Source organism: Vibrio sp. McD22-P3 (assembly GCF_021568915.1).
Taxonomy (GTDB): Bacteria; Pseudomonadota; Gammaproteobacteria; order Enterobacterales; family Vibrionaceae; genus Vibrio; species Vibrio mediterranei.
In genome coordinates this window covers 73,175-89,398 of sequence record NZ_JAKGTN010000017.1, presented here as the reverse complement: position 1 = coordinate 89,398, position 16,224 = coordinate 73,175, and the positions used below count along the sequence as shown (strand labels likewise).

The 16,224-nt window shown below is 45.3% G+C and carries 13 protein-coding genes; 9 read left to right on the top strand and 4 right to left on the bottom strand.

Features of this window, described 5'->3' with window-relative positions; all coding sequences use genetic code 11:
- Positions 1 to 64 precede the first annotated feature (64 nt).
- The 6 genes from dnaE to L2W36_RS19375 all read left to right on the top strand — a co-directional run bounded on the left by dnaE (position 65) and on the right by L2W36_RS19375 (position 7,735).
- Complete coding sequence (dnaE, locus tag L2W36_RS19400) at positions 65 to 3,544, top strand: DNA polymerase III subunit alpha (RefSeq protein WP_171390420.1); 3,480 nt, start codon at positions 65 to 67, stop codon at positions 3,542 to 3,544.
- A 50-nt stretch (positions 3,545 to 3,594) separates the two neighbouring features.
- Positions 3,595 to 4,554, top strand: a complete 960-nt coding sequence (gene accA / locus L2W36_RS19395) for an acetyl-CoA carboxylase carboxyl transferase subunit alpha (RefSeq protein WP_006075352.1) — start codon at positions 3,595 to 3,597, stop codon at positions 4,552 to 4,554.
- Between the two features lie 67 nt (positions 4,555 to 4,621).
- Positions 4,622 to 5,935 carry a tRNA lysidine(34) synthetase TilS gene (gene tilS / locus L2W36_RS19390; protein ID WP_124940173.1) on the top strand — a complete coding sequence of 438 codons (1,314 nt, stop codon included), beginning with the start codon at positions 4,622 to 4,624 and terminating at the stop codon, positions 5,933 to 5,935.
- A gap of 112 nt (positions 5,936 to 6,047) precedes the next feature.
- Positions 6,048 to 6,359, top strand: coding sequence for a c-type cytochrome (locus L2W36_RS19385; RefSeq protein WP_031495636.1), 312 nt, complete (start codon positions 6,048 to 6,050; stop codon positions 6,357 to 6,359).
- A gap of 119 nt (positions 6,360 to 6,478) precedes the next feature.
- Positions 6,479 to 6,817 carry a nitrogen regulatory protein P-II gene (gene glnB / locus L2W36_RS19380; protein WP_031495634.1) on the top strand — a complete coding sequence of 113 codons (339 nt, stop codon included), beginning with the start codon at positions 6,479 to 6,481 and terminating at the stop codon, positions 6,815 to 6,817.
- A gap of 66 nt (positions 6,818 to 6,883) precedes the next feature.
- A complete protein-coding gene (locus tag L2W36_RS19375) occupies positions 6,884 to 7,735 on the top strand; it encodes an endonuclease/exonuclease/phosphatase family protein (protein ID WP_236111215.1) in 852 nt (283 codons plus the stop codon).
- Between the two features lie 62 nt (positions 7,736 to 7,797).
- Here the strand turns inward: L2W36_RS19375 and L2W36_RS19370 are convergent, their stop codons facing one another.
- Both L2W36_RS19370 and gloB read right to left on the bottom strand, forming a co-directional pair.
- On the bottom strand, positions 7,798 to 9,360 hold the full coding sequence (locus L2W36_RS19370) for a LysM peptidoglycan-binding domain-containing protein (RefSeq protein WP_031493868.1): 1,563 nt from the start codon (positions 9,358 to 9,360) through the stop codon (positions 7,798 to 7,800).
- A gap of 76 nt (positions 9,361 to 9,436) precedes the next feature.
- On the bottom strand, positions 9,437 to 10,195 hold the full coding sequence (gene gloB / locus L2W36_RS19365) for a hydroxyacylglutathione hydrolase (protein WP_198558190.1): 759 nt from the start codon (positions 10,193 to 10,195) through the stop codon (positions 9,437 to 9,439).
- A gap of 38 nt (positions 10,196 to 10,233) precedes the next feature.
- On the opposite strand from gloB, the gene L2W36_RS19360 reads away from it, so the two are divergent.
- Positions 10,234 to 10,974 carry a class I SAM-dependent methyltransferase gene (locus L2W36_RS19360; RefSeq protein ID WP_038227875.1) on the top strand — a complete coding sequence of 247 codons (741 nt, stop codon included), beginning with the start codon at positions 10,234 to 10,236 and terminating at the stop codon, positions 10,972 to 10,974.
- A gap of 29 nt (positions 10,975 to 11,003) precedes the next feature.
- Here the strand turns inward: L2W36_RS19360 and rnhA are convergent, their stop codons facing one another.
- Complete coding sequence (rnhA, locus tag L2W36_RS19355) at positions 11,004 to 11,468, bottom strand: ribonuclease HI (RefSeq protein ID WP_038227874.1); 465 nt, start codon at positions 11,466 to 11,468, stop codon at positions 11,004 to 11,006.
- Between the two features lie 57 nt (positions 11,469 to 11,525).
- Here rnhA and dnaQ point away from each other — a divergent pair, with 57 nt between their 5' ends.
- Together dnaQ and L2W36_RS19345 are read left to right on the top strand one after the other, a co-directional pair.
- On the top strand, positions 11,526 to 12,272 hold the full coding sequence (dnaQ, locus tag L2W36_RS19350) for a DNA polymerase III subunit epsilon (RefSeq protein ID WP_124940171.1): 747 nt from the start codon (positions 11,526 to 11,528) through the stop codon (positions 12,270 to 12,272).
- 9 nt (positions 12,273 to 12,281) lie between these two features.
- Positions 12,282 to 13,526 carry a TIGR03503 family protein gene (locus L2W36_RS19345; protein WP_236111213.1) on the top strand — a complete coding sequence of 415 codons (1,245 nt, stop codon included), beginning with the start codon at positions 12,282 to 12,284 and terminating at the stop codon, positions 13,524 to 13,526.
- 86 nt (positions 13,527 to 13,612) lie between these two features.
- Here the strand turns inward: L2W36_RS19345 and fadE are convergent, their stop codons facing one another.
- Complete coding sequence (gene fadE, locus L2W36_RS19340; protein WP_236111211.1) at positions 13,613 to 16,057, bottom strand: acyl-CoA dehydrogenase FadE; 2,445 nt, start codon at positions 16,055 to 16,057, stop codon at positions 13,613 to 13,615.
- Positions 16,058 to 16,224 lie beyond the last annotated feature (167 nt).

Here is a 16,224-nt window from a genome sequence, read left to right as displayed (position 1 = left end):
GTGATAGTACGATTCGTTAGAGTATGATTCGCCAAATAATCGTCATGGCAATTTAGGATTTATTATGTCAGACCCCAAGTTTATACACCTTCGAGTTCACAGTGACTTCTCCATGGTCGATGGCCTGTCGAAGGTGCCACCATTAGTAAAAAAAGTGGCAGAGATGGGTATGCCAGCAATGGCACTGACTGATTTTACTAACCTATGTGGGTTAGTGAAATTTTATGGTAATGCACACTCCTCTGGGGTTAAACCGCTGATTGGTGCTGACTTTGCTGTTCAGTCTGACGAATTTGGAGATGAGTTAACTCGTATAACAGTATTGGCAGCGGATAATACTGGTTACAACAATCTGACTTTGCTTATCTCAAAAGCATACCTTCGAGGCCATATCCAACATCAACCTGTGATTGATAAGGCGTGGTTAGTCGAGTTATCTGAAGGGCTTATCGTTCTTTCTGGAGCGAAAGAGGGTGATGTAGGTAAAGCGCTATTAAAAGGCAATACAACACTTGCTAAGCAGTGCGCTCAGTTTTATCAGACGCATTTTCCAGATCGCTACTATTTAGAACTGATTCGTACAGGACGACCTGACGAAGAAAGTTACCTGCATTTCGCCGTAGAGTTGGCCGAGGAGCTCGATCTTCCGGTTGTCGCGACCAATGAGGTCGTGTTTGTCGACAAAGAACTATTTGATGCTCATGAAATTCGTGTTGCGATCCATGATGGTTACACACTTGATGACCCTAAACGTCCCAAAAAGTACAGTGCTCAACAATATCTTCGTAGTGAGGAAGACATGTGTGAGCTGTTTGCGGACATCCCAGAAGCACTTCAGAACTCAGTAGAAATTGCTAAGCGCTGTAACGTGACCGTGCGCCTCGGTGAATACTTCTTACCTGCGTTCCCAACTGAAGGTATGAAAGAGACTGATTTCTTGGTGATGAAATCAAGAGAAGGTCTTGAGGAGCGTTTGGAGTTTTTGTTCCCAGATGAAGCGGTGCGAGCAGAGCGTCGTCCTGAGTATGATGACCGACTACAAATTGAGCTTGATGTTATCAACCAAATGGGATTCCCAGGTTACTTCTTGATCGTTATGGAGTTCATCCAGTGGTCAAAAGATAATGCGATTCCAGTAGGACCTGGACGTGGTTCAGGTGCTGGTTCATTGGTGGCCTATGCTCTTAAAATCACCGACCTTGATCCGCTTGAATACGATCTTCTTTTTGAGCGATTCTTGAACCCTGAACGTGTCTCCATGCCCGATTTCGATGTCGATTTCTGTATGGATAAACGTGACCAAGTAATTGATCACGTAGCCGAGATGTACGGTCGGGATGCGGTATCGCAGATCATTACCTTCGGTACTATGGCTGCGAAGGCGGTTATTCGTGATGTGGGGCGTGTATTGGGTCACCCGTTTGGCTTTGTTGACCGCATATCAAAACTGATTCCAGCTGACCCTGGCATGACGTTAGAAAAAGCCTTCAAGGCGGAGCCTGCATTGCCACAGCTTTATGATGGCGATGAAGAAGTTCGAGACCTCATCGATATGTGCCGCATATTGGAAGGGTGTACTCGGAATGCCGGTAAACACGCGGGTGGGGTAGTAATTTCACCGACTACGATTACTGATTTTGCACCGATTTATGCCGACTCTGAGGGACATTTCCCTGTTACTCAGTTTGATAAGAACGATGTTGAAACGGCAGGCTTGGTTAAATTCGACTTCTTGGGTCTGAGAACATTAACGATTATCGATTGGGCGCTTGGACTGATTAACCCTCGACTCGAAAGAGAGGGTAAACAACCAGTTCGAATTGAATCGATACCACTTGATGACTCGGCTTCATTCCAGCTGTTACAGAATTCTGAAACCACTGCGGTATTCCAGTTGGAATCGCGAGGTATGAAAGAGCTTATCAAGCGTCTACAGCCGGACTGTTTTGAAGATATCATTGCATTGGTGGCGCTATTCCGTCCAGGCCCATTGCAATCAGGCATGGTTGATAACTTCATCGACCGTAAGCACGGGCGAGAGGCGGTCTCCTACCCAGATGAAACGTGGCAACATGAATCTCTAAAAGAGACTCTGGAGCCTACGTACGGCATCATTCTTTATCAAGAACAGGTTATGCAAATTGCACAGATCCTAGCGGGCTATACGCTGGGTGGTGCGGATATGCTGCGTCGTGCAATGGGTAAGAAAAAGCCGGAAGAGATGGCTAAGCAGCGTGCCGTCTTTGAAGAAGGGGCGATAAACAACGGCGTTGATGGCGAACTCGCCATGAAGATCTTTGATCTGGTAGAAAAGTTCGCGGGTTATGGCTTTAACAAATCTCACTCAGCGGCATATGCACTGGTCTCCTATCAAACGCTCTGGCTGAAAACCCATTACCCTGCTGAGTTTATGGCGGCGGTTATGACCGCCGATATGGATAATACAGAGAAAGTTGTTGGTCTTGTAGATGAATGCTTCCGCATGAAGCTCAAAGTGCTACCACCTGATATTAATGCTGGTCTGTTCCGCTTCAATGTTAACGAAGAGGGCGCGATCGTTTATGGTATTGGCGCGATCAAAGGGGTTGGTGAAGGTCCTATTGATGTCATTATCGAGGCTCGTAATAAAGGTGGCCACTTCCGAGATTTATTCGATTTTTGTGCTCGTATTGACATCAAGAAAGTCAACAAGCGAGTAATTGAAAAGCTTATTATGTCGGGTGCGCTTGACCGACTAGGCCCGCATCGAGCGGCGATGATGGCATCACTGAACGATGCTGTTAAAGCGGCGAGTCAACACCATCAGGCTGAAGCCTTTGGTCAGGCTGACATGTTTGGTGTATTGACTGATGCGCCAGAAGATGTGGAGCATAAATATACTCAAGTTCCACCATGGCCAGAAAAGGTATGGTTAGAAGGTGAGAGAGAAACTTTGGGGCTTTATTTGACGGGGCACCCAATAAACGCCTATCTTAAGGAACTTACCAAATACACCAGTTGTCGATTAAAAGACGCAACACCAACAAGACGTGATCAATCGTTGACGGTCGCAGGCTTAGTGATTGCTGCTCGGGTAATGACAACCAAGCGTGGAACACGTATCGGACTGATGACTTTGGATGACCGGAGCGGTCGTATGGAAGTGATGTTGTTCTCAGATGCGCTAGATAAATATGCTGAATTGTTAGAAAAAGATAAAATAGTGGTCGTTTCTGGACAGGTCAGCTTTGATGACTTCAACGGTGGCCTTAAAATGTCTGGCCGCGAAGTTTTAGATTTAGGTAGCGCTCGTGAGAAATTTACACGAGGCGTATCCATTTCGTTGTTAGAGCAACAAATAGATGAGCGTTTTTACCAGCGCTTCACAGAAATATTAACCCCACACAAAGCTGGGACAGTACCTGTTAATATTTACTACCAGCGTGCCGATGCACGCGCAAAACTTACGCTAGGAACAGAATGGCGTGTAACGCCGAATGATGCGTTACTAGAAGAATTACAGCAGTTACTTGGTAAAGACCAGGTTGAACTCGAATTTAACTAATTGAGTCCCAGAGCAAAAATACTTGGGGCTGAATCGATAAGGATTCACAGATGAGCTTGAACTTTCTTGAATTTGAAAAGCCAATTGCCGAACTAGAAGCAAAAATCGAAGCATTGCGTGACGTTTCTCGTCATGGTGGTGATAGTGCAATTGACTTAGATAAAGAAATTGAACAACTAGAGAAAAAGAGCTTAGAGCTTAAGAAAAAAATCTTTAGTGATCTTGGGGCATGGCAAGTGGCACAGCTTGCGCGTCACCCACAGCGTCCGTACACGCTTGATTATGTAGAGCATGTATTTACTGAGTTTGATGAACTGGCTGGCGATCGCGCGTTTGCGGACGATAAAGCTATTGTTGGTGGTATGGCTCGCCTAGATGGTCGTCCGGTTATGATCATTGGCCACCAAAAAGGCCGCGAAACAAAAGAGAAAGTGAAGCGTAACTTTGGTATGCCAAAACCAGAAGGTTACCGTAAAGCACTTCGTTTGATGAGAATGGCAGAGCGTTTTAATATGCCAATCATCACTTTTATCGATACTGCGGGTGCTTACCCAGGGGTTGGCGCAGAAGAGCGTGGTCAATCAGAAGCGATTGCGATGAACCTTAAAGTCATGGCAGGTCTAAAAGTGCCAGTCATCTGTAACGTTGTCGGTGAAGGCGGTTCTGGTGGTGCTTTAGCGATCGGTGTAGGCGATTACGTGAACATGCTGCAATACTCAACGTACTCGGTAATTTCTCCTGAAGGCTGTGCGTCAATTTTATGGCGTGACTCTGATAAAGCGCCGCAAGCAGCGGAAGCAATGGGATTGGTTGCTCCTCGATTAAAAGAGCTTGAGCTTATTGATGAAATCATTGAAGAGCCACTAGGTGGCGCTCATCGTGATGCGGTGCAAATGGCTGCTAATATGAAAGCGACATTGCTACGCCAATTAGAAGAACTTGATCAGTTGGATGATGACAACTTACTTGAGCGTCGTTATCAACGTTTGATGAGTTATGGCTACTGCTAAGTAGAAACTGTTTATATAATAAGGCGAGCGAGATGCTCGCCTTTTTTATTTAACCTAGGAAGAAACCATGACTCTGTACCAGCAATTTTCTCAAGTGCTTGATGAACAGAAAGTGATGCATGGCAAGATCATTGTTGGATTTAGTGGCGGGGTGGATTCACGTGTACTGCTGCGATTAGCAGCAAGGTATAGCAAACAGCATTCAATAACCTGTTTAGCGGTACATGTGCATCATGGATTAAGCGATAACGCAAATGAATGGCAAGTTCAGTGTGAGCGTTGGGCTCAAGAGGAGGCCGTTGAGTTTACCTGCGAGCGCGTAACATTGTCGCAAGACTCGGGAGAAAGCCTTGAGCAGTTGGCGCGTCAAGCTCGGTATCAAGCACTGCGTCAACATATGCAGAGCGGCGATATTTTGCTTACGGGTCAGCATCTTGATGATCAAGCTGAGACCATGTTACTGGCCTTAAAACGTGGTAGCGGACCCAAAGGGCTCTCTTCGATGGCCTCTTCAATGAACTTTGGCTCGGGGAGGTTAGTTCGTCCACTCTTAAATATTGCACGACATGATATTGAGCGCTATGCGCAGCATGAGCAATTACAGTGGGTCGAGGATGAAAGTAATTCAGACACTCGATTCGACCGTAATTTTCTTCGTCAATCTGTCTTACCCGTATTGAATCAGCGCTGGCCTAGTTTTGCTAAAGCTGCAAGTCGCAGTGCGCGCTTATGTGCGAAACAAGAACGGTTAATTAAAGAGTTACTATTGCCTGAACTTGAAGTATGTATGAATGAGTTCCAAGGGCTGAGTATTTCCACGATGTCATCACACTCTATTTTAAAGAGAGAACAACTACTTAGACTGTGGTTAGAAGCCAATACTTCGTTGATGCCTACTGAGGTGCAGTTTCGCAAAATTTGGCAAGAAGTGGCACTAGCTAAGCAAGATGCTAACCCGGAAATGAATTTGGCTGGTGGAGCGATTAGACGTGCTCAGGGGCATCTATATTGGGTTGAAGCTTATAAAGATGTCAGCGATTGGCAACAATCATGGTTAGATAAAGACACGTTAGTGTTGCCAGATAACTTAGGCGTATTAAAGTTGGTTTCACCGAGCAAAGACGCAAAGATGACACTAGATCGCCAAACGTTGAATAGGTCGTTAAAAGTCATTTTCAACCCTGAAGGTTTGAGTGCTCACCCCCATGGACGAGCAGGATCTCGTAAGTTAAAAAAACTGTTCCAAGAGCTGAAAATACCTAGCTGGCAGCGACGTAGAATCCCAATTCTAATACAGGATGATAAGGTCGTTGCTGTTGGTAACTTATTTGTAGATAAAGCATTTTATGGTTCAGATTGTGAACTTGTATGGGACAAGTGACCACATTTCATGTCACAATCGTATACAATAATAAAGCGCCAGAAATGGCAAAGCGCAAACTAGAGTACACGCTGTTATCTGGCTTATATGGAAATACACAGAAGGTAAAGCAATGAAAAATATGGTAATTGGTGCAGTATTGGCTGCAGGCCTATTGAGTGGTACGGCGATGGCCGCTGACATTGAAGCTGGTAAGGCAAAAGCAGCGATTTGTGCCGCTTGTCATGGTGCTGATGGCATCGCAGTTATTCCAGGTTACCCAAACCTTAAGGGACAAAACGAGCAGTACTTAGCAACTTCTATCAAAGCGTACAAGAATAAAGAACGTACAGGCGGTTTGGCTGCTGTCATGCAAGCTCAAGCGTCAATGCTGAGCGACGAAGATATTGCCAACGTTGCTGCTTATTACGCTAGTCTGAAATAATCGCATTATCGATTTACTATTAAGAGACCCGAAGATTGCCTTCGGGTTTTTTGTTTTCGTTGATTGTTGGCGCAGCCTGCCAGATAATGGTGTCAATCAATGAGGTTTAAGGGAAGAACATGAAAAAGATTGAAGCGATTATCAAACCATTCAAACTTGATGACGTCCGTGAAGCATTGGCAGAAGTGGGCATTACAGGTATGACCGTATCGGAAGTAAAAGGTTTTGGTCGCCAGAAAGGTCACACAGAGCTTTACCGCGGTGCTGAATACATGGTCGACTTTTTGCCAAAAGTAAAATTGGAAATTGTCGTATCAAGTGACGTGGCTGATCAATGTGTGGAAACCATCATTGAGACCGCTCAAACGGGTAAGATTGGTGATGGTAAGATTTTCATCACTGATATCGAACGTGTAGTACGAATTCGTACTGGCGAAGAAGATGAAGACGCTATCTAAGTCGAATCTCAAAGAATCATAAAGGAGTAGGTAACTGCTCCTTTTTCGTTTTAGAGAAGAGGTATTATGAAGTTAAAGTGGGTACTGCTTACTGGTGTCGCTATTGTGGGAATGACAGTGGGTGGTTTTCAATCGGTATTTACCGTGCGAGAAACACCAGAAATTACCAGTATTAAGGATAGCCAAGTTCAAACGGAGCTAAAGTGTTACCGCAATGACCATCCAGTTGCGTTGGACGAGTCCGGACACTTGAATGTTTTGGTTTGGAATATTTACAAACAAAATCGCGAAAACTTATTGCCCGAACTTACTCGTCTGTCCGAAGACCGACAATTGGTCCTACTTCAAGAAGCCAGCCTCGATGATACATTTTTAGATTGGCTACAGCGCTCGGACTGGGGGAGTAATCAAGTTAGTGCATTCAAAGCATTTGATGTCTCTTCTGGCGTACTTAATTTAAGCCGTACCATGCCTTCAATCGCTTGCGCGAATCTGCAAACCGAACCTTGGCTAAGATTACCTAAATCAGGCTTGTATGCGGAATACGCACTGACGAATGGACAAACTTTAATCAGTGTGAATCTGCACTCTGTAAATTTTACGATAGGAACAGAAGAGTATAAGCAACAACTCGAGTCCTTCAAGCAAGTACTCGAGAAGCATCAAGGACCACTGCTAATAGCAGGGGACTTCAATAGTTGGAGTGAATCACGACTCTCCGCGTTAAAACAAGCCCTACATAAATACCATATTAAAGAGGTCGAATTTCAACGTGATAACCGTAAGCGATTTATCACTGGTTTACCTTTGGATCACATATTTTATCGTGGAATGGAACTGGCAGGACAGCGCGTTCCTGAATCTGATGCCTCTGATCATAATCCTCTACTTGCTGAGTTTAGGATTGTCTCTAAGTAATTGAACCAATGAGGCGGTCAGACATAGAAAAAGCGGCGTAAACGCCGCTTTTTTAATGAGAACTAAGCACTAGTTTTGGTGACATCAACGTAGAGTTTCAGTTTTTGGCCCGGCTTAAGATATTTCTGTTTCTGAAGGTCGTTCCATTTAACAACATCGTTGGTACGTACTTTGAATTTCTGTGCAATACCGCTGATGGTATCCCCACTTCTTACAGAGTAGAAAACGGTGCGGATAATCGCGCCATCACTCGCATTTTTCCAGATTACGAGTTCCTGCCCAACTCTTAGTGTGTCACGAGGCCCCATACCGTTCCATTTTGCCAACGATTGGTGAGAAACTTTATTTGCTCTGGCAATCGACCACAAACTGTCACCACTGGCAACTTTGTGGGTCACTTTATAGTTACCACGAGATGTTGATTGTGTTTTTGCCAAGCGATTTGCTGCGCTTAATGAATAGGTTGATTCATCTTTGGTTGATGTCGGAACGAGAAGATACTGGCCCGCGCGAATATTGTTGCCTTTTAACCCATTGGCACTGCGAATTACTTGCGTCGTTGTCTGGTGGTCTCGCGCAATCACACTCAATGAATCACCTGACTTTACTTTATAACGCACAAGACGCATCCCTTTACCACGATTCTGTTCCAGTTCGAAGCGGAACTTATCTAAAGTCTCGATGGGTAGCAGTAATGTCTGAGGGCCATCTGGTGCAGTTGCCCATTGGTTGTATGCAGGGTTATAACTTTGCAGTTCCTTAATCGAAATGCCGGCATATTTGGCTGCAATTGCAAGATCGAGCTGTTCATTAGGGTCGACCAATTCCAACACAGGCTTGTTTGCGATTGGTGGAATGTCGACACCATACTTTTCTTTGTTAGCCAGAACATCAGCTAGAGCCAGCAACTTAGGGACATAGCTGCTGGTTTCTTTCGGTAAATCGAGAGAGAAAAAGTCCGTAGGCTTACCTAAGTTACGATTTTTTCGAATCGCACTGTTTACTCGACCGCCGCCACTGTTATAGGCCGCGATCGCGTGATTCCAGTTGCCGTCAAAACGTTTGTTCAACTGAGTCAGATAATCTAAAGCGGCTTGAGTCGATGCGGTAACGTCACGACGACCGTCATACCAGTAGGTTTGGTCTAGGCCGAACGCTTTTCCTGTTGCTGGGACAAACTGCCATAATCCTGCGGCGCTGCCATGAGAATAAGCGAAGGCATCAAAGGAGCTTTCGACAATAGGCAGTAAAGCAAGCTCTAATGGTAGGTTACGTGCTTCTATTTCTTCAGTAATCAAATATAGGAAAGGCTGAGCGCGCTGTGAGACTGTTCTCAAGTGGCTAGGGTGTTTAATGTACCATTCGCGGTAATAGTCCACTTTAGCGTTGTCTGGAATCTCCATTTTTAGCTGCATAGCGATGCGCTGCCATACATCTTCTTGCTCTTGTGGCGTTAGTGCTTTTGCTGGAGTTGGAGTATCAACGGAAACGGGCTTTGTTGTATTAGTGGTTGCTGTTTCTGCAGGAGAGTTGGTGGGCTCTGTTGTGGTGTTGCTTGAATCTGGCTGTGTCATCTGACAACCGGCCAGCAACAGGGCTAAGGCCCAACTGTATTTCTTATGCATTTTGTTTGCTACAACCTCTAATTTGAACGGTTGTGCATAATACTAATACGGATTGGGCCAAACAAGCAGCAAAACGTTAAAATTCGTTTTTCCACTCACGTAATGCTGTAAAAGTTGATAGGGGATCATTATTGACAGTTCGGTTTGCTACCGAGCTCACAACTTCTGCTTGAGTAGTTCGTAAAAATGGATTGATGCGCTTCTCTATGGAAATCGTGGTTGGCAAGGTTGGGAAACCTTTAGCGCGTTTCTGATTGGCACCATCTCTGTACTCATGAAGGAACTCATTATGGGGCTCTACGGCCATAGCAAAGGCGAGGTTACTAAGTGTGTATTCGTGAGTGCAGTACACTTCCGTCTCTTCAGGCAGTAGAGTGAGTTTTTGCAACGAATTGTACATTTGCTCCGGAGTACCTTCAAAAATGCGCCCACAGCCCGCGGAGAACAGGACATCGCCACAAAATAGCTTACCGTCGCCTACATAGCCAATATGATCGAGCGTGTGGCCCGGTAAATTGAGCACCAAAAACTCTTCATTGAACAAATTGATACGATGTCCTTCACTGACATGGTGAGTAAGCTGTCCTATATTGGAATTCTCAGGGCCAAGAACGGTGATCGTCGGGTATTTTTCTACCAGTTTCTCTATGCCACCAGTATGGTCCCAGTGGTGATGGGTAATCAATATCGTGACTAACTCAAGTTGATTGGCTTCTAAATATTCGATCACCGGTTCAGCATCTCCTGGATCGACAACGGCGCACAAGTTCTGGTTATTTTGAATCAGCCAGATGTAATTATCGTTAAATGCAGGTATGCTTTTGATATGTAACATTGTTGTTTCTCCAGTTCAGTATGGGAGAGAGCGCGTAAATGAAGCCAGCACGCAGCAAGAAAAAAGTTGATCATCCCCATTCTTGGGAAGAGCTTGCCAACGGTCAATGGGTCTCTGAATCTATTCAAACGAGGCTTGATGAGTGGTGCCCCAAGTTCTTTGGCTATCATATGCTAAAACTTGGAGGACTGAGTTGTGAACTCACAAGCTGCAATTGCAACATTCAGCATCAAGTGAACCTTGATTCTAAGAACCCTCTGCACAATGTTATCGCTGACCGCTACGAATTACCATTCTTAGAGAAGAGTTTTGATGCTGTTGTAATGTCGCATCAACTTGAGTATGCCGAAGACCCCCATCGCCTACTGCGTGAAGTGGATCGAGTGATGATCGATGACGGTTACCTTATCATTACGGGCTTCAACCCTATGAGCTTCACCGGTCTTGCTAGCTTGATGCCTTGGAGAAAGAACAATTTCCCTTGGAGTGGCCGCATGTTTACGCCAAATCGGATAAAAGACTGGTTAGGGGTACTCAATTATCAGGTCGTCTATGCGGATACTTATGCGCTGTTTCCTATGAAACGATATCGGACGATGTGGACGTGGTTAGAAAGCAGTATTGGTGACTGGGCGTCGCCCATGGGAAGCTTGTATTTTATCGTAGCGAGAAAGCGAACCTACCCGCTTAAACCGATAAAGCCGCATTGGCGTCTAAAGAAAAAGCTAACACCGGCTAGTGTTAGCTATCGTACTGCAGATAAAAAGCAAAGCTCGTAAGCAAGGGAAAGCTATAAGCGGGAGAAACCTTAGCTTGGTTGATAGCCAGTGTCTTCTTCTGTTGGGTTTTCTGCAGCAGCTCTTGCTAGTTCATCACACATTTCATTTTCTCTATGACCTGCATGACCTTTCACCCAGCGCCAGTCAATATCGTGCCGTGCAGTCTCTGAGTCGAGTGCTTTCCATAGGTCCGCATTCTTAACTGGCTTCTTATCTGCGGTTTTCCAACCACGTTTTTTCCAGTTGTGTATCCACTGGGTAATCCCTTGTCGAACATACTGACTATCTGTGGTTAAGATAACGTTGCAAGGCTCTTTAAGTGTCTGAAGTGCAACAATGGTTGCCATCATTTCCATGCGATTGTTTGTTGTCAACGTATAGCCTTTGGCTAACGTCTTTTCGTTCTGTTTGTACCTTAGGACGATTCCATAGCCGCCGGGACCAGGATTACCCAAACAAGAACCATCTGTGAAAATTTCAACCTGCTTCGTCATGATTTGATACTATATAGCTCAGTAAGTTTATCTACATAGTCTGACATACAAAACATCATGAATACCAGTCTCAATTCAGAACAACGCAGAATCGTGGTACTCGATACCGAAACAACAGGTATGAACCGCGAAGGTGGTCCTCACTACATGGGGCATCGAATCATTGAAATCGGCGCGGTGGAAATCATCAACCGTAAACTGACTGGTCGCCATTTTCACGTCTATTTAAAGCCTGATCGTGAAATTCAACCTGACGCTATCGACGTTCACGGTATCACTGATGAGTTTCTATTAGATAAACCGCTCTATCATCAAGTTCACGAAGAGTTCTTAGACTTTATTAAAGGCGCAGAACTTGTTGCCCACAACGCGCCCTTCGATGTGGGCTTTATGGACTACGAGTTTGAGAAGTTAGGCGCTTCGATTGGTAAAACGGAACAGTACTGTAAGGTTACCGATACGCTTGCGATGGCAAAACGCATGGCGAACATGCCGGCAAGAAAGAACCTCGACTCGTTAGCAAAACACTACACGATAGATACGTCTGCTCGTGTTCTCCACGGCGCTTTGCTCGATGCGGAGATCTTGGCGGATGTATATTTGGCAATGACGGGCGGCCAAACTTCGATGCAATTTAATGCGGGGCAGTCCGATGGGGACGAAAGTGGTGGTGAAACCATTAAGAGGCTCACAACGGGAAGAAAATCGCTAAAGATCTTGCATGCTTCTGCCGATGAAATAGAAGCGCACAATTCGCGTTTAGATATTGTTGAAAAAGGTGGCAGTTGTCTCTGGCGCCTGTAGGAGAGAAACATGCAGAGGATTATTTTTGCGATGGCGTTATGGTTATCGCTGACAGTTGGTGCCTTCGCGACTGAGTCCTCAATGTCATTTCTTGATAACCGTTTTCGAGTTGACCAAACGGTGGAACGAATCACTTTTTTGGTTTATCGACAGGATAACTCTAAGCCGGTTACGCTAGTTCGCCCTGACGGTAAAAAATACTACGCTTGGCGTCATCCTGAAAATGTTCACTGGATTGAAGAGCCTAGTGTCGATGTCATTTCAATCGAAAAGCCAATGCCAGGCCCTTGGCAAGCCATTGGCAAAGTCACGCCCAAAAATAACATTCAAATCATTTCTCAGCTGTCTTTAAAAGCTGACACCTTGCCACAGCGTATTTATCAAGGTGAGAAGTTAAAGTTTACTGCCCGACTCATGACCGATGGCAAGCCGTTAATTGTTGAGAACATCCTCGACCGTGTGAACCTTAAAGTGGTGATGACGCGCTATTTAGAATCTCAAGAACAAACGGATAACAAGGTGCGCCCGATACCTATTGTCATTGGTGAGTTTTATGATAACGGTGAAGGGTTGGATGAGCGCGCTGGAGATGGTGTGTTCACCGTTGAGCTACCTATTGAACTTGAGCCCGGGAAATACAATGTTCGAATTACTACAGGCAATGGGGTGTTTTTACGCGCTCTAGAGCAAGAAGTGCTGATTTACCCGACGCCATTTTCTAGCAAATTTATCCAAGGCGATGATAAGAAACCACATCAAATTGTAGTTCGCGGTGAAGTCGCGACGATTGAAGCTGGTAGTTTGGCCACCTCAATTGAACTGCAGTCCCCTGATGAGTCAGAGCAGGTCGTGCAACACCAAGCGGACGCAGGTAAAAACGATGTCACCTCGTATTTTAACGACTTACATCAAATGGGGACTTATCATTGGACTGGCCATGTGTATGCCAATGAGGCTTCCACGGGGCGTTCGTTAGTGTTTGATCTTCCAATGCGTACCTTCAGTGTTGTCGGGGCTTTGGATTTAGAAAAAGCCGAGGAAATGCAAGCGGCGGCACGAGAAGCGAAGAAAAAAGCGGAACAAGAAGCGCAAATCCTTGCACACAGAGAACAAGTGAGAACTCGAGCAATACTGGCCATCGTGATCGGCAATCTAGTGCTTATCGTGGTGGGTGGAGTCATCTGGTGGTTGGTTCGACGTAAGCGAGCCATTAAGGCTTTACTACCAGAAATGCAGTTAAATATGCCGCGTTAGTCTAGTAACGGTAATGACATAAAAAAGGGTCAGCAATTGCTGACCCTTTTAGCTATTTGGAATGATCAATTACCTAGAGTGATCAATTACGCGACTTCTTCCATTGTCGGGTAGACAGGTTTTGCTGCTAGCTCCTCTGGAGCAAAGTCATCAACGTTTATAGTGTACAGGCGATGTGCTTCTGCAGTAATAAGCAGTGTCGCCTCATCCTGAGTGATTAGGCCTTTCTCTAAACCTAGTGCTGCGACTTTATCAAGCTGCGTAAATGGACGACGCTGCTGAAGCGCTTTACACACTTTAGTAAACACAGGCTCAGCACGTAGAATGATATCAAGCGCTTGCTCAATACGACCTGCCGCATTGAACTCTGTTGGTTCTAGGTATTGACCACGACCCAAACGGCTTCGAGCTCCACAAGGGGTTTGTAAGATACGAGCCACTTGGCTATCAAGCTTATCTGAAGGCGCTTTGCGAACTGTGCCCAGTGGCAAGACGATAAAGCGCATCAAACGACCAATCGCTTTATTGGGGAAATTAGCCAAGAAATCGTCCAACGCTTTTTCAGTTTGCATTAGGCTATCTTGTAGACCCCAATGAAGAAGCGGTAAATCTTCGCTGTTACGGCCTTCCACGTCATAACGTTTCAATGCTGCACTGCTGAGATACAACTGACTCAAAATATCACCAAGGCGCGCCGATAAGCGTTCTTTACGTTTTAGTGAGCCACCAAGGACTGCCATAGACACATCTGACAGCAATGCTAGGTTGGCACTGTAACGGTTCAACTGTTGGTAATAACGTTTGGTTGCGTCTTTCTGCGGCGTTGATGAACCACGACCATCAGTAAGACCTAGCCAGAAACTACGTACTAAGTTACTGATTGTAAATGAAACATGGCCAGCAAGGGCTTTGTCGAATTTATCAACAGCATCATTGGCGGTAGAGTGTGCGGCATCCATTTCCGTTAAAACATATGGATGGCAACGAATCGCGCCTTGACCAAAGATGATCATTGAACGAGTAAGAATATTGGCACCTTCTACCGTTACTGCAATAGGTGAACCCTGATAACCGCGTGCTAAGAAGTTCGATGGACCAAGGCAAATGCCTTTACCGCCAACAATATCCATAGCATCGATAATGCTTTGTTGACCACGGTGAGTACAATGATATTTAACGATGGCAGAGATTACTGATGGCTTCTCGCCCAAGTCGATCCCTGTAACCGTAAGATGACTGGCTGCATCCATTACGTAAGCATTACCGCCAATACGCGCTAATGGTTCTTCAATACCTTCCATATGGCCGATTGGTTGTTTGAACTGACGACGGATACGAGCGTAAGCACCTGTTGCCAAAGCTGCTGTTTTGATACCGCCTGTTGAATTTGATGGTAACGTGATGCCACGTCCAACTGAGAGGCACTCAACTAACATACGCCAGCCTTGGCCAGCCATTTTTTGACCGCCGATAATGAAATCTAGTGGCACGAACAATTCGTTCGCTGTTGTAGGACCGTTTTGAAACGGAACGTTCAGTGGGAAATGACGGTTACCAATCTCTACACCTTTAAGGTGTGTTGGAATAAGCGCACAAGTAATGCCCAAGTCTTCTTTGTCACCTAGCAGGCCATCTGGATCTCGAAGTTTGAAAGCGAGACCAAGTACGGTAGCGACTGGAGCAAGCGTAATGTAACGTTTGTTCCATGTGAGCTTCATGCCCAAGACTTCTTTGCCTTCCCACTTGCCTTTACAAACCACACCAAAATCAGGAATCGAGCCTGCATCAGAACCTGCTTCTGGGCTAGTTAGAGCAAAACACGGAATCTCTTTACCGATGGCTAGACGAGGTAAGTAGTAGTCTTTTTGATCTTCTGTACCGTAGTGCTGAAGGAGTTCACCTGGGCCCAAGGAGTTAGGAACACCAACGGTAGATGAAAGGACACCCGACACGCCAGTTAGTTTTTGTAAAACGAGAGACTGTGCATACGCAGAAAATTCAAGGCCACCGTATTTTTTCTTAATGATCATGGCGAAGAATTTGTGGTCTTTTAGGTATTGCCAGACTTCTGGTGGAAGGTCAGCCAGCTCGTGAGTGACTTGATAATCGCTCACCATCGCACAGACTTCGTTAACAGGACCGTCTAAGAAGGCTTGCTCTTCTGCGCTAAGTTTTGGCTGACTAATATTCTGTAGCTTTTGCCAGTTTGGCTTGCCTTTGAAAAGCTCTGCTTCCCACCAAACCGTACCCGCATCCAATGCTTCTTTTTCTGTCTGAGACATGGCAGGAAGCACTTTCCTAAATAGTTTAAGCGCTTTAGCAGAAATCAGTGATTGTCGGATAGAAGGAACACACAATACCGCTACCGTAGCAACGTACAACGCCCATATGATGGCGCCAAATACACCGAGTAGTGAACCTAAGACCATAGCAGCGGTCACGAGTAATAAAGATTTTGCCAGCGATGCTCGTTGGTAGAAACTGAATCCAACTGCGCCGAGCAAGGCGACGAGAGAGAGCAAGATGTCCATGATTGTTCCTTTATCTGGGTACTTATCGTTGTTGTAGTGGTTGACCGTTTTAGTAATACGCAAGGTAAGAGGTCGTACCAGTGATAATTGTAACTCAATTATTGCACAAATGTAAATTTTCAAAAGTAATTACTCTAATTCGATTCAAAAATGAGAGCTTTGTATAA

What these genes read in the sequence shown, in the direction of transcription:
- dnaE (WP_171390420.1), top strand. Translation starts at nt 65, where the DNA reads ATGTCAGACCCCAAGTTTATACACCTTCGAGTTCACAGTGACTTCTCC.
- accA (WP_006075352.1), top strand. Translation starts at nt 3,595, where the DNA reads ATGAGCTTGAACTTTCTTGAATTTGAAAAGCCAATTGCCGAACTAGAA.
- tilS (WP_124940173.1), top strand. Translation starts at nt 4,622, where the DNA reads ATGACTCTGTACCAGCAATTTTCTCAAGTGCTTGATGAACAGAAAGTG.
- L2W36_RS19385 (WP_031495636.1), top strand. Translation starts at nt 6,048, where the DNA reads ATGAAAAATATGGTAATTGGTGCAGTATTGGCTGCAGGCCTATTGAGT.
- glnB (WP_031495634.1), top strand. Translation starts at nt 6,479, where the DNA reads ATGAAAAAGATTGAAGCGATTATCAAACCATTCAAACTTGATGACGTC.
- L2W36_RS19375 (WP_236111215.1), top strand. Translation starts at nt 6,884, where the DNA reads ATGAAGTTAAAGTGGGTACTGCTTACTGGTGTCGCTATTGTGGGAATG.
- L2W36_RS19370 (WP_031493868.1), bottom strand. Translation starts at nt 9,360, where the DNA reads ATGCATAAGAAATACAGTTGGGCCTTAGCCCTGTTGCTGGCCGGTTGT.
- gloB (WP_198558190.1), bottom strand. Translation starts at nt 10,195, where the DNA reads ATGTTACATATCAAAAGCATACCTGCATTTAACGATAATTACATCTGG.
- L2W36_RS19360 (WP_038227875.1), top strand. Translation starts at nt 10,234, where the DNA reads ATGAAGCCAGCACGCAGCAAGAAAAAAGTTGATCATCCCCATTCTTGG.
- rnhA (WP_038227874.1), bottom strand. Translation starts at nt 11,468, where the DNA reads ATGACGAAGCAGGTTGAAATTTTCACAGATGGTTCTTGTTTGGGTAAT.
- dnaQ (WP_124940171.1), top strand. Translation starts at nt 11,526, where the DNA reads ATGAATACCAGTCTCAATTCAGAACAACGCAGAATCGTGGTACTCGAT.
- L2W36_RS19345 (WP_236111213.1), top strand. Translation starts at nt 12,282, where the DNA reads ATGCAGAGGATTATTTTTGCGATGGCGTTATGGTTATCGCTGACAGTT.
- fadE (WP_236111211.1), bottom strand. Translation starts at nt 16,057, where the DNA reads ATGGACATCTTGCTCTCTCTCGTCGCCTTGCTCGGCGCAGTTGGATTC.